Below are 23965 nucleotides of genomic sequence, written 5' to 3' on the forward strand. Positions count from 1 at the left end.
GAGTACGCTCATGAGTCTTGTCTTGCAGCGAATCGAACAAACCCGTGATGCCCTGGTCGATGCCCTGGCCGAGCGTAATTGGGAGGCAATCGGCCAGTTGGACCTGGCTTGCCGTTCCTGCATGGAAGACGTCCTGGGCGAGTCTGAGGTGGACGAGGCGGCGTTGCGCAATAATCTTGAGGAATTGCTGGGGGTGTATCGGCAGTTGCTGGAGGCGGCGACGGGGGAGCGTCAGGCGATCGTCGACGAGATGCAGCAGATCCATCAAGCACAGAGCGCCGCAAAGGTTTACCATCTGTTCGGTTAATGCTCAGTTAATGAGAGCCCGTTGCGCCATAAATTTGACTGTGCACGGTTTTTTGACTTAACTAGTAGCTGTTTACAGATTTAAGGCGTCTACAGGCATGACAAGTCTGCAAGCGTCTAGCTTGCCCCCTAATTTCGGGCATTGGGTTGACTAGGGAAGTTGCTATTGCATGTGGCGTGAAACCAAAATTCTCCTGATTGATGACGATAGCGTCCGCCGCCGCGACCTGGCGGTGATCCTGAATTTTCTTGGCGAAGAAAATTTACCCTGCGGAAGCCATGACTGGCAGCAGGCTGTCGGCTCATTGTCGTCCAGTCGTGAAGTCATTTGTGTCCTTATCGGGACCGTAAATGCTCCCGCATCGCTTTTGGGCTTGCTAAAGACACTCTCAACCTGGGATGAGTTCCTTCCGGTTTTGTTAATGGGCGAAAATTCTTCCCTTGACTTGCCTGAAGACCAGCGTCGCCGAGTACTTTCCACGCTCGAAATGCCGCCCAGCTACAGCAAGCTGCTTGATTCGCTGCACCGCGCGCAGGTTTATCGCGAGATGTACGACCAGGCCCGCGAGCGCGGCAGGCATCGCGAACCCAACCTTTTTCGCAGCCTCGTCGGCACCAGCCGGGCGATCCAGCATGTGCGCCAGATGATGCAGCAGGTCGCCGATACCGACGCCAGCGTGCTGATCCTGGGCGAGTCGGGCACCGGCAAGGAAGTGGTTGCGCGCAACCTGCATTACCATTCCAAGCGCCGCGAAGCGCCGTTCGTGCCAGTCAACTGTGGCGCGATCCCGGCCGAGTTGCTGGAGAGCGAGCTGTTTGGCCATGAGAAGGGCGCCTTCACCGGTGCGATCACCAGCCGTGCCGGGCGTTTCGAGTTGGCTAACGGCGGTACGCTGTTTCTCGATGAAATCGGCGACATGCCATTGCCCATGCAGGTCAAGCTGTTGCGGGTCCTGCAGGAGCGCACCTTCGAACGCGTGGGCAGCAACAAGACACAGAGCGTCGATGTGCGGATCATTGCCGCCACGCACAAGAACCTCGAGAGCATGATCGAGGTTGGCAGTTTCCGCGAAGACCTCTACTACCGCCTCAACGTTTTCCCTATCGAAATGGCGCCACTGCGTGAGCGCGTCGAAGATATTCCGTTGTTGATGAACGAACTGATCTCGCGCATGGAGCACGAAAAGCGCGGTTCGATCCGCTTCAACTCGGCGGCGATCATGTCCCTGTGCCGTCACGGCTGGCCGGGCAACGTCCGTGAGCTGGCCAACCTGGTGGAACGCATGGCGATCATGCACCCATACGGGGTGATCGGCGTGAATGAATTGCCGAAGAAATTCCGCTACGTCGACGACGAAGACGAGCAGATGGTCGACAGCCTGCGCAGCGATCTGGAAGAGCGGGTGGCGATCAATGGCCATACGCCGGACTTCACCGCCAATGCCTTGTTGCCGCCTGAGGGCCTGGATCTCAAGGATTACCTGGGAGGCCTGGAACAAGGGCTGATCCAGCAGGCGCTGGACGATGCCAACGGCATCGTGGCCCGCGCGGCAGAACGCCTGCGCATCCGTCGCACCACCCTCGTGGAGAAGATGCGCAAGTACGGCATGAGCCGTCGCGAAGGAGATGAACAGGCGGATGATTGACGCCTGTTTTCCAACCGCCTGATTTTCAGGCGGTTTTTTTTCGGCACGGGTATTGCTATAGCCCTCGCAACGTTCCGTTTAACTGACGGTCAGCCAAGCGAGAGAGCACGATGACCCAAGCCGCCCAGATGTCTCCTGTCCCTGAATCGGGACACATGCCGTCCGCCGAACAGGCAAGTCGGCTTGGACTTGAGCAGGCATTTTCGCTGTTCAACCAGATGTCCAGTCAACTGACTGATTCCTACAGCCTGCTCGAAGCCCGGGTCACCGAGCTCAAGGGTGAGCTGGCCGTGGTCAGCGCCCAGCGCATGCAGGAACTGGCGGAAAAGGAACGCTTGGCTAATCGTCTGCAAAACCTCCTCGACCTGTTGCCCGGTGGCGTTATCGTCATCGACGCCCACGGCCGTGTGCGCGAAGCCAACCCGGCGGCTTGCGAGTTGCTCGGCCTGCCGTTGGAAGGTGAGCTGTGGCGGCATGTCATCGCCCGCTGCTTTGCGCCCCGGGAAGACGACGGTCATGAAGTGTCCCTCAAGGACGGTCGTCGCCTGTCCATCTCGACGCGCTCACTGGATGCCGAGCCGGGGCAGTTGGTGCTGCTCAATGACTTGACTGAAACCCGTCACCTGCAAGACCAGTTGGCTCGCCATGAGCGCCTGTCTTCGCTGGGGCGGATGGTGGCGTCGTTGGCTCATCAGATTCGTACGCCGCTTTCTGCCGCGCTGCTCTATGCCAGTCATCTGACTGAGCAGCAATTGCCGATGCAAACCCAGCAACGGTTCGCCGGACGCTTGAAAGAACGTCTGCACGAACTGGAGCACCAGGTGCGCGACATGCTGGTATTCGCTCGCGGCGAGCTGCCGTTGACCGACCGCGTGACTCCCAAGGCCTTGCTGCAGTCACTGCAGGCCGCGGCGTTGACCCACGTGCAGGAACTGCCGATCCGCTGGCAGTGCGATAGCCACGTCGGTGAGGTGTTGTGCAACCGCGACACTTTGGTGGGCGCGGTGTTGAATCTCATCGAAAACGCGATCCAGGCCAGTGGCGGTGACGTCCGGCTGAAAGTGCACTTATATACACGCGACCACACCTTGCGCTTGTGTGTCAGCGACAGCGGCAGCGGTATCGAGCCGGCCGTTCTGGCGCGCCTGGGCGAGCCATTCTTCACCACCAAGACCACTGGCACCGGCCTGGGCCTGACCGTGGTCAAGGCTGTGGCGCGTGCCCATCAGGGCGAATTGCAACTGCGCTCGCGGTTGGGCCGTGGCACCTGTGCGACGGTGTGCTTGCCGCTGTTTTCCAATGCGCCAGGGGTGGAGTGAAAGCCATGGCGATCAAGGTGTTGCTGGTTGAAGATGACCGGGCCTTGCGCGAGGCGCTGGCCGATACGCTGGTGCTCGCCGGGCACGACTACGCCGCCGTCGGTTCGGCGGAAGAAGCGTTGCTGGCAGTGGGCCGCGAAGCATTCAGCCTGGTGGTCAGTGACGTCAATATGCCGGGCATGGATGGCCATCAATTGCTCGGCCTGTTGCGCGCCCGTCAGCCGCAACTGCCGGTTTTGCTGATGACCGCTCACGGCGCCGTCGAGCGCGCGGTGGATGCCATGCGCCAGGGCGCGGCGGATTACCTGGTCAAACCGTTCGAGCCAAAAGCACTGCTGGACCTGGTCGCGCGCCATGCCTTGGGCAGTCTCGCGGTCGAGGGCGAAGGGCCGGTGGCCATCGAGCCGGCCAGTGCACAACTGCTGGAATTGGCCGCGCGGGTAGCACGCAGCGATTCAACCGTGTTGATTTCCGGCGAGTCCGGTACGGGCAAGGAAGTGCTGGCGCGCTACATCCATCAACAGTCCCGGCGCGCCAGCGAACCGTTCATCGCCATCAATTGCGCGGCGATTCCCGACAACATGCTCGAGGCGACACTGTTCGGTCATGAAAAGGGCTCGTTCACCGGGGCCATCGCCGCCCAGGCCGGTAAGTTCGAACAGGCCGACGGCGGTACGATCCTGCTCGATGAAATTTCAGAAATGCCGATGGGCTTGCAGGCCAAATTGCTGCGGGTATTGCAGGAGCGGGAAGTGGAGCGAGTCGGTGCGCGCAAGCCCATCAGCCTGGATATCCGCGTGGTGGCAACCACCAACCGTGATCTGGCTGGCGAAGTGGCGGCGGGGCGGTTTCGTGAGGACCTCTATTACCGCCTGTCGGTCTTCCCGCTGGCCTGGCGTCCGTTGCGCGAGCGCACCGCCGATATCCTGCCGCTGGCTGAGCGTCTGCTGAACAAACACGTCAATAAAATGAAGCATGCTGCCGCCCGGCTTTCAGCCGATGCCCGGGCCTGCCTGATCGCCTACCCGTGGCCGGGCAATGTCCGGGAGCTCGATAACGCCATCCAGCGGGCCTTGATCCTGCAGCAGGGCGGCTTGATCCAGCCGGAGGATTTCTGCCTGGCGGGCCCGGTGGCGTGCGCGCCATTGCCTGCACTGTCGCCGGTACCAGCTGCGGCCTTTGCCCCTCCGGTGGAAGTGGAGGGCGAGTCGGCCGGTGCCTTGGGCGACGACCTGCGTCGTCGCGAGTTCCAGATGATCATCGACACCCTGCGCGCCGAACGCGGTCGCCGCAAGGAGGCGGCCGAACGCCTGGGGATCAGCCCGCGCACCCTGCGCTACAAGCTGGCGCAAATGCGCGACGCTGGCATGGACGTCGAGGCTTATCTGTTCGCCAGTTGAATGATGTGCACCGAATATCCCTTGTGGGAGCGGGCTTGCTCGCGAAAGCGATTTGCCAGTCACCGTTGCATTGACTGAACCACCGCTTTCGCGAGCAAGCCCGCTCCCACATGTATTTGTTTTTTGCGGCCATGGAGCTGGCACCCTTGTTGCTAATACCTGAATACCCGCTGAGTAAGTGTCAAAAAAATGCGGGCCGCCAGAGAGAGTAGACCATGAGCCAAGGTATTGAATTTAATCGGTTGATGTTGGACATGCGGGCCATGCAAATGGACGCCATGGCCCAGCCTAAATCGGTCGCGGTCCCCCAGGTGGGTGGCAGCAGCTTTTCCGACATGCTCGGTCAGGCCGTCAATAAAGTGAACGATACCCAGCAGGCGTCGAACCAGTTGGCCAGTGCTTTCGAGATTGGCAAAAGTGGCGTCGACCTGACGGACGTAATGATCTCCTCGCAGAAAGCCAGTGTCTCGTTTCAGGCGTTGACCCAGGTTCGCAACAAACTGGTTCAAGCCTACCAAGACATCATGCAGATGCCGGTTTAAAGGAAATTATTGAGTCATGGCAGAAGCAGCCGTTGATAACGTTCCGGCCAAGGCCACTCCGGTAGACGGCAAACCGCCGCTGTTCGGTCTGTCCTTCCTGGAAAATCTCTCCGAGATGACCATGCTGCGTCAGGTGGGCCTGTTGGTCGGCCTGGCTGCCAGCGTGGCGATTGGTTTTGCCGTGGTGCTGTGGTCCCAGCAGCCGGACTACCGGCCGCTGTATGGCAGTCTGGCGGGTATGGACGCCAAGCAAGTCATGGAAACGCTGGCTTCCGCCGACATTCCTTACACCGTCGAACCCAATTCCGGCGCCTTGCTGGTCAAGGCCGATGACGTTGCCCGTGCGCGCCTCAAGCTCGCCGCAGCTGGCGTGACACCTACCGATGGCAACATCGGTTTCGAGATCCTCGACAAGGACCAGGGCCTGGGTACCAGCCAGTTCATGGAAGCGACCCGTTATCGTCGCGGCCTGGAAGGTGAGCTGGCGCGAACCATTTCCAGCCTGAACAACGTCAAGGGCGCCCGCGTGCACCTGGCGATTCCGAAAAGCTCGGTGTTTGTGCGCGATGAGCGCAAGCCCAGCGCTTCGGTATTGGTCGAGCTGTATTCGGGCCGCTCCCTGGAGCCAGGCCAGGTCGTTGCCATCGTCAATCTGGTGGCGACCAGCGTACCTGAGCTGAGCAAATCGCAGATCACAGTGGTCGACCAGAAAGGCAACCTGTTGTCCGATCAGGCGGAAAACTCCGCGCTGACCATGGCCGGCAAGCAATTCGATTACAGCCGTCGCATGGAAAGCATGCTGACCCAGCGGGTGCACAACATCCTGCAACCGATCCTGGGTAACGATCGCTACAAGGCCGAAGTGTCGGCCGATGTCGACTTCAGTGCCGTCGAGTCCACTTCCGAGCAGTTCAACCCCGACCAGCCGGCACTGCGTAGCGAGCAGTCGGTCAATGAACAACGTACCGCCAGCAATGGCCCGCAAGGCGTACCGGGTGCCCTGAGCAACCAGCCGCCGTCGCCAGCCAGCGCGCCGCAGACCACCGGTGGCGCCACGGCGGCCGCCGGTATGGTGCAGCCAGGCCAGCCGCTGATCGATGCCAATGGCCAGCAGATCATGGACCCGGCCACCGGCCAGCCGATGCTGGCGCCGTACCCGGCCGACAAGCGTCAGCAGTCGACCAAGAACTTCGAGCTTGATCGTTCCATCAGCCACACCAAGCAACAACAGGGTCGTTTGAATCGCCTGTCGGTCGCCGTGGTGGTGGACGATCAGGTCAAGATCAACCCGGCCAACGGCGAAACCAGTCGTGCACCATGGAGCGCCGACGAATTGGCACGCTTTACTCGCCTGGTGCAGGACGCCGTCGGTTTCGACGCCAGCCGCGGCGACAGCGTCAGCGTGATCAACGTGCCGTTCTCCCAAGAGCGCGGTGAAGTGGTCGCCGATATTCCGTTTTATTCGCAACCCTGGTTCTGGGATGTGGTCAAGCAAGTACTGGGTGTGCTGTTTATCCTGGTGCTGGTGTTTGGCGTGCTGCGCCCGGTGCTCAACAACATCACCGGTGGCGGCAAGAGCAAGCAATTGGCAGGCTTGGGTGATGTCGAGCTGGGAGGCATGGGCGGCCTGGATGGCGAATTGGCCAACGATCGCGTCAGCCTCGGCGGGCCGCAGAGTATTCTGCTGCCAAGCCCGAGCGAAGGCTATGACGCTCAGTTGAACGCCATCAAGAGTCTGGTGGCAGAAGATCCGGGTCGTGTGGCCCAGGTCGTGAAAGAGTGGATTAACGCAGATGAGTGATAATCGAGCCGCTGTTGCCAAATTGTCCCGGGTCGACAAAGCTGCGATCCTGCTGCTGTCCCTGGGTTCGACCGACGCTGCCCAAGTGCTGCGCCACATGGGGCCCAAGGAGGTCCAGCGTGTGGGCGTGGCCATGGCACAAATGGGCAACGTGCACCGTGAGCAGGTCGAGCAGGTGATGAGTGAGTTCGTCGACATCGTCGGCGATCAGACCAGCCTGGGCGTCGGCTCCGACGACTACGTGCGCAAGATGCTCACCCAGGCACTGGGTGAGGACAAGGCCAACGGCCTCATCGACCGGATCCTTCTGGGCGGCAACACCAGCGGCCTGGACAGCCTCAAGTGGATGGAACCGCGGGCCGTTGCCGACGTGATTCGCTACGAGCACCCGCAGATCCAGGCGATCGTGGTGGCTTACCTCGACCCGGACCAGGCCGGTGAAGTGTTGGGCAACTTCGACCACAAGGTGCGCCTGGACATCATCCTGCGGGTGTCTTCGCTCAACACCGTGCAGCCGGCGGCCCTGAAAGAATTGAACCAGATTCTCGAGAAGCAGTTCTCGGGCAACTCCAATGCCTCGCGCACCACCTTGGGTGGCATCAAGCGCGCGGCGGACATCATGAACTTCCTCGACAGCTCGATCGAAGGTCAGTTGATGGACTCGATCCGCGAGTTCGACGAAGACCTGTCCGGTCAGATCGAAGACCTTATGTTCGTGTTCAACAACCTGTCCGATGTCGACGATCGTGGCATCCAGGCGCTGTTGCGCGAAGTGTCGTCCGACGTGCTGGTACTGGCCCTCAAGGGGTCGGACGAAGGCGTCAAGGAAAAGATCTTCAAGAACATGTCCAAGCGGGCGGCCGAACTGTTGCGCGACGATCTCGAGGCCAAGGGCCCGGTACGCGTCAGCGACGTGGAAACTGCACAGAAGGAAATCCTCACCATCGCCCGCCGCATGGCCGAAGCCGGGGAGATCGTTCTCGGTGGCAAGGGCGGCGAAGAGATGATCTAAGGTCGTTATGTCTGCCAAGAGTGATGAAGCACCCAGCGACCTGATCCGCGCCCGCGACGTCGGTGGTTTCGACGTCTGGTCGCTGCCCAGCTTCGACCCCCATGTTCCCGAGCCTGAGCCCGAACCGGTGGAAGAGCTCCCGGAACCGGAGGAAGTGCCGCTGGAAGAAGTCCAGCCGCTGACCCTCGAGGAAGTCGAGAGCATTCGCCAGGAAGCCTATAACGAAGGCTTTGCCGTGGGTGAAAAGGAAGGTTTCCACAGCACCACGCTCAAGGTCCGTCAGGAAGCCGATGTGGCGCTGACGGCCAAGCTCCGTGCGCTGGAATCGCTGATGCTCAACCTGTTCGATCCCATCGCCGAGCAGGACACCCAGATCGAGAAGTCCCTGCTGGGGCTGGTGCAGCACATCGCCCGGCAAGTGATCCAGCGCGAACTGGCCATCGATTCGACTCAGATCGAACATGTCATGCGCGAGGCGCTCAAGTTGTTGCCATTGGGCGTGGGTAACGTGCGGCTGTACATCAATCCCCAGGACTTCGAGCTGGTCAAGGCCCTGCGCGAGCGCCATGAGGAAACCTGGCGCATCGTCGAGGACGCTTCGCTGCTGCCCGGCGGCTGCCGTGTGGAAACCGAGCACAGCCGCATCGACGCCACCGTTGAAACCCGCATCAGCCAGATCATGGCCAAATTGTTCGACCAGTTGCACGAACAGGCCCTGCACCCGGCCGCTCCCGACCTGAGCCTGGAGTTACCGGACGAACCCCTGGTGGGTGCTGATGCAGCGCCGGCCGATGCAGGGTTGGATGCTGGGTTGGATGTGCCTGAATTGGATGCTTCTGCGCTGGACAGTCGCGATGCGCCTTGAGCGAACCAGCTTCGGCAAGCGCCTGGGCAGCTACGCCGAGGCCAGCGAGCTGGCCGGCCAACCGATCCTGGAAGGCCGCCTGTTGCGCATGGTCGGCCTGACCCTCGAAGCCGAAGGCCTGCGTGCCGCCATGGGCAGTCGCTGCATGGTGATCAACGACGACAGCTATCACCCGGTGCAGGTCGAAGCCGAAGTCATGGGCTTCTCCGGCAGCAAGGTCTTCTTGATGCCAGTAGGCAGCGTTGCAGGCATTGCCCCGGGGGCGCGCGTGGTGCCCCTGGCTGACACCGGTCGGCTGCCCATGGGCATGGGCATGCTCGGGCGCGTTCTGGACGGGGCCGGGCGGGCCCTGGACGGCAAGGGCGGCATGAAGGCTGAAGACTGGGTGCCGATGGACGGCCCGACGATCAACCCCCTCAAGCGCGACCCCATCAGCGTACCGTTGGACGTGGGCATCCGCTGCATCAACGGTTTATTGACGGTCGGACGCGGCCAGCGCCTGGGCCTGTTTGCCGGTACTGGGGTGGGCAAGAGTGTGCTGCTGGGCATGATGACCCGCTTCACCGAAGCCGACATCATCGTGGTGGGGCTGATCGGCGAGCGGGGGCGCGAGGTCAAGGAATTCATCGAGCACATTCTCGGCGAGGAAGGACTCAAGCGTTCGGTCGTGGTGGCGTCGCCTGCGGACGATGCGCCATTGATGCGCCTGCGGGCAGCGATGTACTGCACGCGCATTGCCGAGTACTTCCGCGACAAGGGCAAGAACGTCCTGTTGCTGATGGATTCGCTGACCCGTTTCGCCCAGGCCCAGCGGGAAATTGCCCTGGCCATCGGCGAGCCGCCGGCCACCAAGGGTTATCCGCCTTCGGTATTCGCCAAGCTGCCGAAACTGGTGGAGCGCGCCGGCAACGCGGAAAAGGGCGGCGGTTCGATCACCGCGTTCTATACCGTGCTGTCCGAAGGCGATGACCAACAGGACCCCATCGCCGACTCGGCCCGGGGTGTACTCGACGGGCACATCGTGCTGTCCAGGCGCCTGGCCGAGGAAGGGCATTACCCGGCCATCGACATCGAGGCGTCCATCAGTCGGGTCATGCCGTCGGTGATCAGTGCCGAGCACATGAAGCGGGCCCAGCAGTTCAAGCAGTACTGGTCGCGCTACCAGCAAAGCCGCGACCTGATCAGCGTCGGCGCCTATGTCCCCGGCGGTGACCGCGAGACCGACACCGCTATCAACCTTTACCCCGCCATGGCCGTCTACCTGCGCCAGAGCCTGAACGACAACATCGGCATGGGCGCCAGCGAAGCGCACTTGCAGACTATTTTCGCCCCGGTCTCAGGCACGTAACCGGCCATGGCCACGAGTCGTGCGGCGCGCCTGGCGCCAGTGGTGGACATGGCCGAAAAGGCCGAGAAGACCGCCGTCCAGCGACTGGCGTATTTCCAGGGCCAGGTCAAAGTCGCCGAAAGCAAACTGGCCGATCTCGAAAACTTTCGGCTCGAATACCAGGAGCAGTGGATCGCCCGTGGCGCCCACGGGGTTTCCGGACAGTGGTTGTTGGGTTACCAAGGATTCCTTGCGCAGTTGGGTACCGCTATCGACCAGCAGCGCCAGAGCCTGGTCTGGCACCAGAACAACCTGGAGAAGGCCCGCCAGAGCTGGCAAGAGGCATTTGCCCGGGTCGAAGGGCTGCGCAAACTGGTGCAGCGTTATATTGATGAGGCTCGGCAACTGGAAGACAGGCGCGAACAGAAACTGCTCGATGAATTGTCCCAACGCCTGCCACGTCAGAATCCCTATTGATGTGAAGCCTGGATTCTGTCGGATGAATGAGGCAATACCTTGCTCAGACCTTTACCAGATGCTACACCTTGTACACGTATGTCCATGACAAGGAAGCCGATCATGTCAGTTGTTACCGAAGTATCCCCCGATGGGCATAAGCTGACGATCTCGATCAAAGGTCGATTCGATTTCGGACGGCATCAGGAGTTTCGCGAGTCCTATGAACGGCTCAACAAGAAACCCGACTCCATCGTGGTGGATTTGAAAGAAGCCACTTATCTCGATAGTTCCGCCTTGGGCATGCTCCTGCTGTTGCGTGACCATGCCGGTGGCGACGCGTCAGATATCCGGGTCGTCAACAGCAGCAGTGACGTCAAGAAAATCCTCGCGATCTCCAATTTCGACAAGCTGTTCGACATCAGTTGATCGCCATGCAATCGTCGTCGGAGTCGCTGACGGTCCTGATTGCCGAAGACAGTGCCGCTGATCGACTGCTGTTGTCGACCATTGTCCGCCGCCAGGGGCATCATGTGCTCACTGCGGCCGATGGCGCCGAAGCGGTCGACGTCTATCTGGAGCAGCGTCCGCACCTGGTGCTGATGGACGCGATGATGCCGGTGATGGACGGCTTCGAAGCCGCGCAGAAAATCAAGCAGTTGGCCGGGGACCAGTTGGTCCCGATCATTTTCCTCACCTCGTTGACTGAGGGCGAAGCCCTGGCCCGTTGCGTGGAAGCGGGCGGCGACGATTTCCTGGCCAAGCCTTACAACCAAGTGATCCTGGCGGCCAAGATCAAGGCCATGGACCGCTTGCGTCGGTTGCAGGCCACGGTGGTGGAGCAGCGCGACCAGATTGCTCGGCACCACGACTACCTGCTCAACGAGCAACGGGTCGCCAAGGCCGTGTTCGACAAGATCGCCCACTCCGGCTGCCTGAGCGCGCCGAACATCCGTTACTTGCAATCGCCTTATGCCCTGTTCAACGGTGATCTGCTGTTGGCAGCGTTCAACCCGGCCGGCGACATGCACGTCTTGCTGGGGGATTTCACTGGCCACGGTTTGCCAGCGGCGGTCGGCGCGATGCCGCTGGCGGAAGTGTTCTACGGGATGACCGCCAAGGGCTACGGCTTGGCGCAGATCCTGCGAGAGATGAATGCCAAGCTCAAACGCATCCTGCCCGTGGACATGTTCTGCTGCGCGACGTTGTTATGCCTGAGCTTCCAGCGTTGCACGGTAGAAGTCTGGAACGGCGGCATGCCCGATGGATACCTGCATGACAGCCTCAGCGGCGTGCGTACGCCATTGCCGGCGCGGCACCTGCCGTTGGGCGTGCTCACCCCTCAATTGTTCGATGACCGCACCGAAGTACATCCCATGTCGCTGGGTGACCGGGTGTTCCTGTTGTCCGATGGCGTGATCGATACCACCAACGAAGACGAGCAATTGTTTGGTGTGGAGCGGCTGCAGCAGGTGTTCGCAGCCAACCGTGAACCCGACCTGCTGTTTGAAGATATCCAGCAGGCCCTGCGAGATTTTCGCGGTGAGTCGCGGGATGATTTCAGCATGGTCGAGTTACGACTGGTTGCGCCGACGCAACTCAACCCGCCGCCACCGGTCTATTCCGATAGCGGCCAGTCCAGCCCGCTGGATTGGTCGGTGAGCTTCGAGTTCCGGGCGCAGACGCTCAAGCGCTTCAACCCGATGCCCTACCTGCTGCAATTGCTACTGGAGGTCCATGGGCTCAGGGCGCAGAGTGGCGCCCTTTACAGCGTCATGTCGGAGCTGTATTCCAATGCCCTGGATCATGGGGTGCTGGGTCTGGACTCGAGCCTCAAGCGTGATGCGGCGGGTTTTGCCCACTACTACCGCGAGCGCAATACGCGCCTGGATGAGCTCAACGACGGCTATGTGCGGGTGCACTTGCATGTCTCGCCAGGCGGCGAGGGTGGTCGCCTGGCCATAGAGGTCGATGACAGTGGCGAGGGCTTTGATGTCGACAGGGTGCTGGCGCGTCCTGTGGACTGTGAGCGATTGTCGGGACGCGGCGTGAGCCTGGTGCGTCAATTGAGCCACCACGCCAGTTGGTCAGACGATGGTCGTAGTGCGCGCGTGGAGTTTTTCTGGGAGGCTCCGGCATAATCGGGGGCCATTCTTGATCAGGGAGCGAACAAGTGAACGAAATTCATCTGGACCGCGACGTGCTCAGCACGTTGAAGGAAGTCATGGAGGAGGGGTATCTGGAATTGCTGGATACGTTTCTCAATGACTCGGAGGCTCGCTTGCGCGTGCTGCATGAGGCACGCGACGCTGAAAAACTCAGCGCCACGGCTCACAGCTTCAAGGGCAGCAGCAGCAACATGGGCGCTATCCGCCTGGCCGAGCTATGTGGCGAACTGGAACAGCGTGCCAAGCAGCCGTCATTGGGCGGTATCGAGAAACTGGTCAGCGAAATCGACAGCGAATTTGCTTGTGTTCGCAAGCTTTGCAGGGAAGAGCGCGAAGGCTTCCACTGCTGAGATTGGACGATCGGGCAGACATTGGCCCGCGCCTTGCATTGCCTAGTCTCGACTGTACCTATGATTCCAGTGCAGCGGAGACTTTATTTATGCCTGTTACCCCCAATACACTGCTTCAGGCCTCTGTCCGGGCCAAGCCTCAGGCCGCCGTCAATTCACCGGCAGCGGCCCCCGATCTCGGGGATAGAGCCTCCAGCTTCGCTCAAGTCTTCGCCAAGCAGGCGCCTGCCAAGGCAGCGCTAGCCCCTGAGCCAGCGATGAAGTCGGTGCGCGACAACGCTACCAGCGACACCGTCAAAAAAGACACCGGCAACCAAACCCCTGCCGTCTCGGAGTCGACGGTTGCCGATAGCGGCAAACCCTTGCCCGCGGACAAGCCGGCCAGCGCCGACGACAAGACTGGCAGCGACGACAAGGCTGACTCGGCAGAAACGCCTGTGGCGGATGCTGCACCTGTCGATCCGAGCCTTGATCCAGGACTGCAGCCGGACATGACGGTGCCGGTCGCGACAGCCCCGGCGGAACCGGCCCCTGCGGTGGTCACGACTGAAGCTCAGCCAGCCACCGCGGTGGCAGCCCCGCTTGCATCACTGGCGACGCCGGCCCAGGCTGCGGCCCCAGTAGACGATTCGGCCTTTGACCCTCAGGCCGACCCTCTCGACGCATTGCCAGCGTTGCGCTTGGCGATGGAGCAGGGCGGTCATGTTTCCGCCGCTAGCCAGGCCCAACCCAAGGGTGCTGCCCCGGCGTCACCCGACGGTGAGCCGACTTCGGCGCAGACCTTCGCCGCCGGCATGGCGAGCATGCTTACCGTGCAGGCCGACCAGAACAGTACCGAGTCCGGCAGCCAGGGCGGCGACAAGGCATTCGGTGGCTTGATCAGCGAAGGCCTCAAGGACCTGGGCGCCGCTTCCAGTGACACTCGCGTGGACGATTTCGCCAACCGCCTGGCTGCACTGACCCAGGCTGCTACGCCCAAGACCGCCAACGCGGTGCCGGTCAACCAACCTATCGCGATGAATCAGAGCGGCTGGACCGAAGAGGTGGTCAACCGGGTGATGTACCTGTCCAGCGTCAATCTGAAGGCGGCCGATATCCAACTGCAACCCGCCGAACTCGGGCGCTTGGATATCCGGGTGAACATGGTTCCGGACCAGCAGACCCAGGTCACGTTCATGAGCGCTCACTCCGGCGTTCGCGAAGCCCTCGAAGGCCAGTTGCATCGCTTGCGGGACAGTTTCGCCCAGCAGGGCATGGGCCAGGTCGACGTCAGTGTGTCTGATCAATCCCGTGGTTCGCAGAACCAGGGGCAGCAGGCCCAGCAACAAGCCCAGGCTGGACGCACCACGTCGTCGGGTGGGCGAGTGGATTCGGTAGATGAACACCTGCCGGCCAGCGTCGCGGAAGTGGCGGCCAGCACCACCAGCGTCATTGGCAGCAGCGCGGTCGACTACTACGCCTGATCAAGCGACGTTTTCCCTTGTGGGAGCGGGCTTGCTCGCGAAGGCGGTGTGTCAGTTCACGATTATGTCGACTGATACACCGCCTTCGCGAGCAAGCCCGCTCCCACATCGGTTTATGGCATCTGAAGATTACATCTGACGCCGTCCTTCCTCTTCTGGCATAACACTTGCTCCAGCCTTGCCGTGCAACAGTGAAAACCCCGATTAGTGACGGATTATTGGCATGGCGAAGAGTGAAGCAGCAGCTGTAAAAGACCCTGCAACCAAAGGCAAACTCAAGCTGATCATCATGATCGTGGTGGGTTTGCTCCTGGCGGTTGGTGTGTCCGTGGGGGCGACCTGGTATGTCATGCACAGCGCTCAAAGCAAGCCGGCCGTGGCGGCGGAAGCAGCGCCAGTGGGCAAGCAGCCGGCGATCTTCGAACCCATGGCGCCGGCCTTCGTGGCCAACTACACCCAGAACGGTCGTCAACGCTACATGCAGGTGAGCATTACCCTGCTGGGCCGCAACCAGGCTGACCTGGAAGCGCTGCGGGTGCATATGCCACTGATCCGCAATAACCTGGTGATGCTGTTCTCCGGACAGAATTTCGACACCCTGGCCACTCCGGTCGGCCAGGAAATGCTGCGTCAGAAAGCCACGGCCAGCGTGCAGGAAGTGGCTCAGAAAGAGCTCGGCAAAGTGGTGATCGAACAGTTGCTCTTCACTAACTTCGTATTGCAGTAGGAACACGACATGGCCGTGCAGGACCTGCTGTCCCAGGACGAAATCGATGCGCTGTTGCATGGTGTCGACGACGGTCTGGTACAGACCGAAAACGCTGCTGAACCGGGCAGCGTCAAAAGCTACGACCTGACCAGCCAGGATCGCATCGTTCGCGGACGCATGCCGACCCTGGAAATGATCAACGAACGTTTCGCCCGCTACACCCGCATCAGCATGTTCAACATGCTGCGCCGTTCGGCCGACGTGGCCGTCGGTGGCGTGCAGGTGATGAAGTTCGGTGAGTACGTACACTCGCTGTACGTGCCCACCAGCCTCAACCTGGTGAAAATCAAACCGTTGCGCGGCACCGCGCTGTTCATCCTTGACGCCAAGCTGGTGTTCAAGCTGGTGGACAACTTTTTCGGTGGCGACGGTCGTCACGCCAAGATCGAAGGGCGGGAATTCACCCCGACCGAGTTGCGCGTGGTGCGCATGGTGCTGGAGCAGGCCTTCGTCGACTTGAAGGAAGCCTGGCAGGCGATCATGGAAGTGAACTTCGAGTACATCAACTCGGAAGTGAACCCTGCCATGGCCAACATCGTCGGCCCAAGCGAGGCCATTGTGGTCTCGACCTTCCACATCGAGCTCGATGGCGGTGGCGGCGACCTGCACGTGACCATGCCGTACTCGATGATCGAGCCGGTGCGCGAAATGCTCGACGCCGGTTTCCAATCGGACCTCGACGATCAGGACGAGCGCTGGATCAATGCGCTGCGCCAGGACGTGCTGGATGTCGACGTGCCGATCGGCGCGACGGTCGCTCGGCGCCAACTGCGTCTGCGGGACATCCTGCACATGCAGCCGGGGGACATCATCCCCGTCGAGATGCCGGAAGACATGATCATGCGCGCCAATGGCGTGCCGGCCTTCAAGGTCAAGATGGGCTCTCACAAAGGCAACCTGGCGTTGCAGGTGATCGAGCCGATCGAACGCCGCTGAGCGGTGTCGAACTCCTTAAGTTTGTAACGGATTTTTGCTTCTAACTGATTTTTTGCCCGCCGAGGACAAATGATGGCTGACGATATGAATACCCAGGATGACCAGGCGCTGGCCGATGAATGGGCTGCGGCCCTGGAAGAAACCGGCGATGCCGGGCAGGCTGATATCGACGCCTTGCTGGCGGCCGACACTGGCGCCCATGCGTCCAGTCGCTTGCAGATGGAAGAATTTGGCAGCGTGCCCAAGAGTCATGAGCCGGTGACGCTTGATGGCCCGAACCTGGACGTGATCCTCGATATCCCGGTGTCCATTTCCATGGAAGTGGGCAGCACCGACATCAACATCCGCAACCTGTTGCAGCTCAACCAGGGCTCGGTGATCGAGCTGGATCGCCTGGCCGGCGAGCCGCTCGATGTGCTGGTCAACGGCACCTTGATCGCCCATGGCGAAGTGGTGGTGGTCAACGAGAAGTTCGGCATTCGCCTGACGGACGTGATCAGCCCGAGCGAACGCATCAAGAAGTTGCGCTGAGTGAAAGGTTTCTTCGCAGTCGCCGCGATGCTGCCATTGAGCGTGCTGGCGGCCGAACCGGTTGCCACGGCCGCCGCTGCGCCGGCGATAGGCAGTGGCGTCGCCGGGCAACTGGCGCAATTGGTGTTCGGCTTGCTGCTGGTGCTGGGCTTGATCTTCTTTCTCGCCTGGCTGTTGCGGCGTGTGCAGCAGGCGGGGCCGGCTGGCAAGGGGCAGGTCATCGACATTGTCGGTTCCCGCGCGCTCGGGCCGCGCGACCGGCTGGTGCTGGTGCAGGTCGGTAACGAGCAGATCCTGCTGGGCTTGAGCCCCGGCACCATCACCGCCTTGCACGTGCTCAAGGAGCCGGTGCAGGTGCCCTCCACCGAGCCGGCCAGCCCCGAATTTGCCCAGCGCCTCATGGAACTGTTGGGCAAAGACCAGAAGGATAAAAAGTAATGCCGTTGCGCATTCTGTTGGCATTGGCCCTGATGCTGGCCGCACCGTTGGCGTTCGCCGCCGATCCGCTCTCGATCCCGGCGATCACCCTCGGAACCAACGCCGAAGGGGCCCAGGAATACTCGGTCAGCCTGCAGATCCTGCTGATCATGACCGCGCTGAGTTTCATCCCGGCGTTCGTCATGCTGATGACCAGCTTCACTCGGATCATCATTGTCTTTTCGATCCTGCGCCAGGCCCTGGGCCTGCAACAGACGCCCTCGAACCAGATTCTCACCGGCATGGCGCTGTTCCTGACCATGTTCATCATGGCGCCAGTGTTCGACCGGGTGAACCAGGATGCGCTGCAACCTTACCTGGCAGAAAAAATCACCGCCCAGGATGCCGTGGCCAAGGCTGAAGTGCCGATCAAGGATTTCATGCTGGCCCAGACTCGCAGCAGCGACCTGGAACTGTTCATGCGCCTGTCCAAGCGCACCGATATCCCCAGTGCCGATCAGGCGCCGCTGACCATCCTGGTGCCAGCGTTCGTGACGTCCGAGCTCAAGACCGCGTTCCAGATCGGCTTCATGATTTTCATCCCGTTCCTGATCATTGACCTGGTGGTCGCCAGTATCCTGATGGCCATGGGCATGATGATGCTCTCGCCGCTGATCATTTCCCTGCCATTCAAGATCATGCTGTTTGTGCTGGTGGATGGCTGGGCGCTGATCATCGGTACCCTGGCGGGCAGTTTCGGCGGTGTTTAGGCCTTTTGTGCGGATAGGACGATATGACGCCTGAAGTAGCGGTAGACCTGTTCCGTGAAGCGCTCTGGCTGACGACCATGATGGTCGCCATCCTGGTGATCCCCAGCCTGCTGGTGGGGCTGCTGGTGGCAATGTTCCAGGCCGCGACCCAAATCAATGAGCAAACCCTGAGCTTCCTGCCGCGCCTGCTGGTGATGTTGGTGACGCTGATCGTCGCCGGTCCCTGGCTGGTGCAAACCTTCATGGAATACATCCTGCAGTTGTACGGCAGTATTCCGCAGTTGATCGGCTGACCTCATGTCGATGCTCGCGCTGACGGACACCCAGATCAGTACGTGGGTGGCATCGTTCATCCTGCCGCTGTTTCGCGTCGCCGCGGTGCTCATGAGCATGCCGGTGTTCGGTACGACCCTGGTGCCGACCCGCGTACGGCTGTATTTCGCCTTGGCCATCACGGTAGTCATCGTGCCCGGGCTGCCACCGATGCCGCCAGTCAATGCCCTGGACCTCAGCGCGCTGATGCTGGTGGCCGAGCAGATTCTCATCGGTGCCCTGATGGGGTTTTCGCTGCAGCTGTTCTTCCAGGCCTTCGTGGTGGCCGGGCAAATCATCTCGATCCAGATGGGCATGGCCTTCGCGTCCATGATCGACCCTACCAACGGCGTCAACACAGCGGTGATCGGTCAGTTCCTGACGATGCTGGTAACGTTGTTGTTTCTTGCCATGAACGGGCATCTGGTGGTGTTCGAGGTATTGACCGAGAGCTTTACCACCCTGCCAGTGGGCAGTGCGATGCTGGTCAATCATTTCTGGGAAATCGCCGGCAAGCTCGGCTGGGTTCTGGGTGCGGCGATGGTGCTGGTATTGCCTGCGATCACCGCGTTGCTGGTGGTCAACATCGCGTTTGGCGTGATGACCCGTGCGGCACCGCAATTGAATATTTTCTCCATTGGTTTCCCGCTGACCCTCGTGCTGGGCATGGTGATTTTCTGGGTCAGCCTGGGGGATATCCTCAACCAGTATCAGCCGCTGGCCACTCAGGCCTTGCAGCTTTTACGCGACATGGCACAGGCACGCTGAACCATGGCCGAGAGCGAGAGTGGTCAGGACAAGACAGAAGACCCCACGGAAAAGCGCAAGCGCGAGTCCCGGGAGAAGGGTGAGATTGCCCGATCCAAGGAGCTCAACACGCTTGCGGTGATGCTGGCCGGGGCGGGCGGGTTGCTGATTTATGGTGGCGGGTTGGCCCTGGACCTGCTGGAAATCATGCGCCTGAACTTCTCCCTGCCCCGTGAGGTGCTGCTCAGTCCGGGCGCGATGGGTCTGTATTTGCTGCATTCAGGCAAAATCGCGATTCTGGCGGTACAGCCGGTGCTGATTTTCCTCCTGCTGGCAGCCATCATTGGCCCTATTTCTTTGGGGGGCTGGTTGTTCGCCGGGAAGAGCCTGGCGCCGAAATTCAGCCGGATGAACCCGGCCAACGGCCTTAAGCGGATGTTTTCCACGAATGCCTTGATGGAGTTGCTCAAGGCTCTTGGGAAATTCTTCCTGATTCTCTTCGTCGCGTTAACGGTTTTACAAGCCGACATCGACGACCTGCTGCGCATCGCCCATGAGCCCCTCGAACAAGCCATTATCCATAGTGTGCAAGTGGTCGGCTGGAGCTCGTTGTGGATGGCTTGTGGGCTGATCCTGATCGCCGCCATCGACGTGCCGATCCAGCTGTATCAGAGCAAGCAGAAGCTGATGATGACCAAGCAGGAAATACGTGACGAGCACAAGGACCAGGAGGGCAAGCCGGAGGTCAAGCAGCGGATCCGCCAGTTGCAGCGCGAGATGTCCCAGCGGCGGATGATGGCGGCGATCCCAGATGCCGATGTGGTCATCACCAACCCGACCCACTATGCCGTGGCGCTCAAGTACGACCCCGAGAAAGGCAACGCACCCGTGTTGCTGGCCAAGGGCAGTGACTTCCTGGCGCTGAAGATCCGTGAGATCGCCGTGGCCAATGAAGTGATGCTGCTCGAATCCCCGGCCCTGGCGCGGTCGATCTACTACTCCACTGAACTCGACCAGGAAATTCCCGGAGGCCTGTACCTGGCCGTGGCCCAGGTGCTGGCCTACGTCTACCAGATCCGCCAGCACCGCGCCGGCAAGGGCAAGCGCCCCGAGCCGCTCAAGGATCTGCCAATCCCGCCGGATTTGCGCCGCGATTCGTAGGAACTGCCGAAGGCGGCGATCTCTTGATCTTGATATCTCGACTGCGAGGTGAAAGATCGCAGCCTTCGGCAGCTCCGACAAAAGTTGGAAGGCTTCTTGCAATACCCCGTCTGCGCCCCCTCCGGGCGTCAAAAGTTTGCTTCACAGGAACGGGGAATATTGGTGGATCGCTCTCAGTTACTCAGCACCGCACGCAACAACGTAGCAGACCTCAGCCGGGGCAATCTGGGCGTGCCGCTGTTGCTGATGGTCATGCTCGCCATGATGATGTTGCCGGTGCCGCCGTTCCTGCTGGACGTGTTCTTCACGTTCAACATCGCCCTGTCGATCGTCGTGCTGCTGGTGTGCGTATACGCCCTGCGGCCGCTGGACTTCGCGGTGTTCCCGACCATTCTGCTGGTGGCGACGCTCATGCGTCTGGCGCTGAACGTGGCGTCCACCCGGGTCGTGATGATCCACGGTCATGATGGGCATGCGGCCGCTGGCAAGGTGATCCAGGCCTTCGGTGAGGTGGTGATCGGCGGTAACTACGTGGTTGGTATCGTGGTCTTCGCCATCTTGATGATCATCAACTTCGTCGTGGTAACCAAGGGCGCCGGGCGGATTTCCGAGGTGAGCGCGCGTTTCACCCTCGATGCAATGCCGGGCAAGCAGATGGCGATCGACGCCGACCTCAACGCCGGCCTGATCGACCAGAGCCAGGCCAAGCTGCGTCGTCTTGAAGTCGCCCAGGAAGCCGAATTCTACGGTTCCATGGACGGTGCCAGCAAATTCGTACGCGGTGACGCCATCGCCGGTTTGCTGATTCTGTTCATCAACCTGATCGGCGGCATGGCCGTCGGCATCTTCCAGCACAACATGACGTTCGGCGACGCTGGCAAGGTCTACGCCTTGTTGACCATCGGTGACGGTTTGGTGGCGCAATTGCCATCACTGTTGTTATCCACAGCTGCCGCGATCATGGTGACCCGTGCTTCGGGCTCCGAAGACATGGGCAAGCAGATCGGCCGGCAAATGTTCGCCTCGCCCAAGGCCCTGGCGGTTGCCGCCGGCCTGATGGCGGTGATGGGCCTGGTGCCGGGCATGCCGCACTTTTCCTTCCTGAGCATGGCCGCCCTGGCTGGCGGCGCCGCCTATCTGTTCTGGAAGAAACAGAACGTGCAGAAAGTCCAGGCCCTGCAAGAGGTCAAGCGCCAGCAGGAACTGCTGCCGTCGCCGGCCCGCGCCATGGAAACCAAGGAGCTGGGCTGGGATGACGTGACGCCAATCGACATGATCGGCCTGGAAGTCGGTTATCGCCTGATTCCATTGGTCGACCGCAACCAGGGGGGGCAGTTGCTGGCGCGGATCAAGGGGGTGCGCAAGAAGCTCTCCCAGGACCTGGGCTTCCTGATGCCCACCGTGCATATCCGCGACAACCTCGACCTGGCGCCCAGTGCCTACCGCCTGACTTTGATGGGGGTGATCCTGGCCGAAGCGGAGATCTACCCCGACCGCGAATTGGCGATCAACCCCGGACAGGTCTACGGCAGCCTCAACGGCATCACCGCCAAGGATCCGGCTTTCGGCCTGGAAGCGGTGTGGATCGAAATCAGCCAGCGGGCCCAGGCGCAGTCCCTCGGCTATACCGTGGTGGACGCCAGTACGGTGGTGGCAACCCACTTGAACCAGATTTTGTACAAGCACTCCAGCGAGCTGATCGGCCACGAAGAAGTCCAGCAACTGCTGCAAGTACTGGCCAAAGGCTCGCCGAAGCTGGCTGAAGAGCTGGTGCCGGGTGTGGTTTCGTTGTCGCAGTTGCTCAAGGTGCTGCAGGCACTGTTGGCCGAACAGGTGCCCGTGCGCGACATACGCAGTATTGCCGAGGCTATCGCCAACAACGCCTCCAAGAGTCAAGATACCGCCGCCCTGGTGGCTGCGGTTCGGGTCGGCGTGTCCCGCGCAATCGTCCAAAGCATTGTAGGGACTGAGTCTGAGCTGCCTGTGATCACCTTGGAACCAAGGTTGGAACAGATATTGCTCAATAGTCTGCAGAAGGCAGGACAAGGCTCGGAAGAGGGTGTCTTGCTGGAGCCAAGCATGGCTGAGAAGCTGCAGCGTTCGCTGATCGAAGCAGCCCAGCGGCAAGAGATGCAAGGCCAACCGGTGATCCTGCTGGTGGCCGGTCCGATTCGCGCGATGCTCTCGCGATTCGGGCGCCTCGCGGTCCCGGGGCTGCATGTACTGGCGTACCAGGAAATACCGGACAACAAGCAAGTGACCATCGTTGCGACAGTAGGGCCCAACGGCTGAGGTAGTGGTTTATGCAAGTGAAGCGTTTTTTCGCCGCCGATATGCGTCAGGCCATGAAGCTGGTTCGTGACGAGCTGGGCGCTGAAGCAGCCATCATCGGTAATCGCCGGATCGCTGGCGGTGTCGAGCTGACGGCCGCTCTGGATTACAAATTGTCGGCGCTGGCTCCACGGGTTCCGAACATGGAACTCGAAGACGAACTGCGCAAGACCCAATCGCGTATTGCCAGCGCCCAGGCCGAACTGAGCCTGCGCGGCAGCGAAGGCGAGGGCGCGGCGGGCACCAATCGTCAATTGTTCGCCGGTCAGCCGCTGACGGCCGGCCTGCCGTTGACCGCTGCCGAACCGCTGATCGAGCAGGCCCACGCCGAACCGCGTCGTCCTGAGCCGGCGCCAGCAGCGCCTGCCCGAGGTGTCGATCCGCGTGCCCTGGACTCGATGCGCTTTGAACTCAACAGCCTGCGCGAGCTGATGGAAGTCCAGCTCGGCTCCCTGGCCTGGAACCAGTTGCAAGGCAGCCGTCCAGCCCAGGCCAACCTGTGGCGTCGCCTGCAACGCATCGGCCTGTCCGGCCCGTTGTCCCGGGACCTGCTGGCGCTGATCAATGGCATCGAAGAGCCTCGCCAGGCCTGGCGCATGTTGCTGGCCCACCTGGCGCGGATGATTGCGACCCCGGAAGTCGAGCCGCTGGAAGAGGGTGGAGTGATTGCCATGGTCGGCCCTGCCGGCATGGGCAAGACCACCACCCTGGCCAAGCTCGCCGCCCGTTACGTACTCAAGTACGGTGCCCAGAGCATTGCCCTGGTGAGCATGGACAGTTTCCGTATCGGTGCCCAGGAGCAACTCAAGACCCTCGGCCGGATCCTCAATGTGTCGGTGACCCATGTGGATCCGGGCCAGTCCCTGGCCCAGGCACTGGAGCCGCTGCTGCGCAAACGCGTCGTGCTGATCGATACCGCAGGCCTGCAAGCCAGCGATCCAGCCCTGCGCATGCAGCTCGAAAGCCTGGCTGGACGCGGTATCAAGTCAAAAAATTATCTCGTGTTGGCAACCACCAGCCAGAAACAGGTTCTAACCGCCGCATACCACAGCTACAAACGCTGCGGGCTGGCCGGCTGCATCCTGACTAAGCTGGACGAAACGGCAAGCCTGGGCGAGGTGTTGAGCCTGGCGATCGGTCATGAACTACCGGTGGCCTACCTGACCGACGGGCCGCGGATCCCGGATGATTTGCATCTGCCGCGCCGTCATCAACTGGTCAGTCGTGCCGTGAGTGTGCAAATGCAGGAAGAACCCAGCGAAGAAGCCATGGCTGATATGTTCGCTGATATCTACCACAGCCCGACCAAGCAGGTCGGCTGAGGTAATCATGAATA

General features: G+C 61.1%; 24 protein-coding genes. All 24 read left to right on the forward strand.

Translation table 11 applies throughout. From position 1 onward, the window contains the following. The first annotated feature begins 10 nt into the window (after positions 1-10). Positions 11-307, forward strand: a complete 297-nt coding sequence (gene fliT, locus AC09SL_RS00240; protein ID WP_058542253.1) for a flagellar protein FliT — start codon at positions 11-13, stop codon at positions 305-307. Positions 308-476: 169 nt separating this feature from the next. Beyond that, a complete protein-coding gene (locus tag AC09SL_RS00245; protein ID WP_058542254.1) occupies positions 477-1952 on the forward strand; it encodes a sigma-54 dependent transcriptional regulator in 1476 nt (491 codons plus the stop codon). 110 nt (positions 1953-2062) lie between these two features. Continuing rightward, complete coding sequence (locus AC09SL_RS00250) at positions 2063-3271, forward strand: sensor histidine kinase (RefSeq protein ID WP_058542255.1); 1209 nt, start codon at positions 2063-2065, stop codon at positions 3269-3271. Positions 3272-3276: 5 nt separating this feature from the next. Then, on the forward strand, positions 3277-4671 hold the full coding sequence (gene fleR / locus AC09SL_RS00255; RefSeq protein ID WP_058542256.1) for a sigma-54-dependent response regulator transcription factor FleR: 1395 nt from the start codon (positions 3277-3279) through the stop codon (positions 4669-4671). 215 nt (positions 4672-4886) lie between these two features. Beyond that, a complete protein-coding gene (fliE, locus tag AC09SL_RS00260) occupies positions 4887-5213 on the forward strand; it encodes a flagellar hook-basal body complex protein FliE (RefSeq protein ID WP_003199082.1) in 327 nt (108 codons plus the stop codon). A 16-nt stretch (positions 5214-5229) separates the two neighbouring features. Further along, positions 5230-7014 carry a flagellar basal-body MS-ring/collar protein FliF gene (gene fliF, locus AC09SL_RS00265; RefSeq protein ID WP_058543556.1) on the forward strand — a complete coding sequence of 595 codons (1785 nt, stop codon included), beginning with the start codon at positions 5230-5232 and terminating at the stop codon, positions 7012-7014. Beyond that, positions 7007-8026 (forward strand): flagellar motor switch protein FliG, encoded by a 1020-nt coding sequence (fliG, locus tag AC09SL_RS00270; protein WP_003199086.1) that lies wholly within the window; start codon positions 7007-7009, stop codon positions 8024-8026. Before fliF ends, fliG begins: the two co-directional genes overlap by 8 nt. 7 nt (positions 8027-8033) lie before the next feature. After that, a complete protein-coding gene (gene fliH / locus AC09SL_RS00275; protein ID WP_058543555.1) occupies positions 8034-8891 on the forward strand; it encodes a flagellar assembly protein FliH in 858 nt (285 codons plus the stop codon). Beyond that, positions 8881-10239, forward strand: coding sequence for a flagellar protein export ATPase FliI (gene fliI, locus AC09SL_RS00280; RefSeq protein ID WP_058543554.1), 1359 nt, complete (start codon positions 8881-8883; stop codon positions 10237-10239). The genes fliH and fliI overlap by 11 nt, the downstream gene beginning before the upstream one ends. A 6-nt stretch (positions 10240-10245) precedes the next feature. Beyond that, on the forward strand, positions 10246-10695 hold the full coding sequence (gene fliJ, locus AC09SL_RS00285) for a flagellar export protein FliJ (protein ID WP_058543553.1): 450 nt from the start codon (positions 10246-10248) through the stop codon (positions 10693-10695). A gap of 102 nt (positions 10696-10797) precedes the next feature. Then, the gene (locus AC09SL_RS00290) at positions 10798-11103 is read left to right on the forward strand and encodes an STAS domain-containing protein (protein ID WP_058543552.1); all 306 of its coding nucleotides are present in this window, start codon (positions 10798-10800) and stop codon (positions 11101-11103) included. A gap of 5 nt (positions 11104-11108) precedes the next feature. Further along, complete coding sequence (locus AC09SL_RS00295) at positions 11109-12815, forward strand: fused response regulator/phosphatase (RefSeq protein WP_058543551.1); 1707 nt, start codon at positions 11109-11111, stop codon at positions 12813-12815. 32 nt (positions 12816-12847) lie between these two features. Next, positions 12848-13192 carry an Hpt domain-containing protein gene (locus tag AC09SL_RS00300; RefSeq protein WP_058543550.1) on the forward strand — a complete coding sequence of 115 codons (345 nt, stop codon included), beginning with the start codon at positions 12848-12850 and terminating at the stop codon, positions 13190-13192. 89 nt (positions 13193-13281) lie between these two features. Further along, positions 13282-14655: a flagellar hook-length control protein FliK gene (locus AC09SL_RS00305; RefSeq protein WP_058543549.1), complete on the forward strand. Its 1374-nt coding sequence runs from the start codon at positions 13282-13284 to the stop codon at positions 14653-14655. A 223-nt stretch (positions 14656-14878) separates the two neighbouring features. Further along, on the forward strand, positions 14879-15382 hold the full coding sequence (gene fliL, locus AC09SL_RS00310; RefSeq protein ID WP_058543548.1) for a flagellar basal body-associated protein FliL: 504 nt from the start codon (positions 14879-14881) through the stop codon (positions 15380-15382). 9 nt (positions 15383-15391) lie between these two features. Next, complete coding sequence (gene fliM / locus AC09SL_RS00315) at positions 15392-16360, forward strand: flagellar motor switch protein FliM (protein ID WP_003184019.1); 969 nt, start codon at positions 15392-15394, stop codon at positions 16358-16360. A gap of 72 nt (positions 16361-16432) precedes the next feature. Beyond that, positions 16433-16891 carry a flagellar motor switch protein FliN gene (fliN, locus tag AC09SL_RS00320; protein ID WP_003199107.1) on the forward strand — a complete coding sequence of 153 codons (459 nt, stop codon included), beginning with the start codon at positions 16433-16435 and terminating at the stop codon, positions 16889-16891. Continuing rightward, entirely contained in the window at positions 16892-17329 is a 438-nt protein-coding gene (fliO, locus tag AC09SL_RS00325) for a flagellar biosynthetic protein FliO (RefSeq protein WP_058543547.1), read from the forward strand. Continuing rightward, the gene (fliP, locus tag AC09SL_RS00330; protein WP_003199111.1) at positions 17329-18078 is read left to right on the forward strand and encodes a flagellar type III secretion system pore protein FliP; all 750 of its coding nucleotides are present in this window, start codon (positions 17329-17331) and stop codon (positions 18076-18078) included. Before fliO ends, fliP begins: the two co-directional genes overlap by 1 nt. Before the next feature lie 23 nt (positions 18079-18101). Next, positions 18102-18371 (forward strand): flagellar biosynthesis protein FliQ, encoded by a 270-nt coding sequence (gene fliQ, locus AC09SL_RS00335; protein WP_003184009.1) that lies wholly within the window; start codon positions 18102-18104, stop codon positions 18369-18371. A 10-nt stretch (positions 18372-18381) separates the two neighbouring features. Further along, complete coding sequence (gene fliR / locus AC09SL_RS00340; RefSeq protein WP_196764460.1) at positions 18382-19158, forward strand: flagellar biosynthetic protein FliR; 777 nt, start codon at positions 18382-18384, stop codon at positions 19156-19158. 3 nt (positions 19159-19161) lie between these two features. Beyond that, positions 19162-20298: a flagellar biosynthesis protein FlhB gene (gene flhB, locus AC09SL_RS00345; protein ID WP_058543545.1), complete on the forward strand. Its 1137-nt coding sequence runs from the start codon at positions 19162-19164 to the stop codon at positions 20296-20298. Positions 20299-20460: 162 nt separating this feature from the next. Further along, positions 20461-22590: a flagellar biosynthesis protein FlhA gene (flhA, locus tag AC09SL_RS00350; RefSeq protein ID WP_058543557.1), complete on the forward strand. Its 2130-nt coding sequence runs from the start codon at positions 20461-20463 to the stop codon at positions 22588-22590. 11 nt (positions 22591-22601) lie between these two features. Then, positions 22602-23951: a flagellar biosynthesis GTPase FlhF gene (flhF, locus tag AC09SL_RS00355; protein ID WP_058543544.1), complete on the forward strand. Its 1350-nt coding sequence runs from the start codon at positions 22602-22604 to the stop codon at positions 23949-23951. Positions 23952-23965: the final 14 nt, after the last annotated feature.

Source organism: Pseudomonas sp. PF05 (assembly GCF_056521845.1).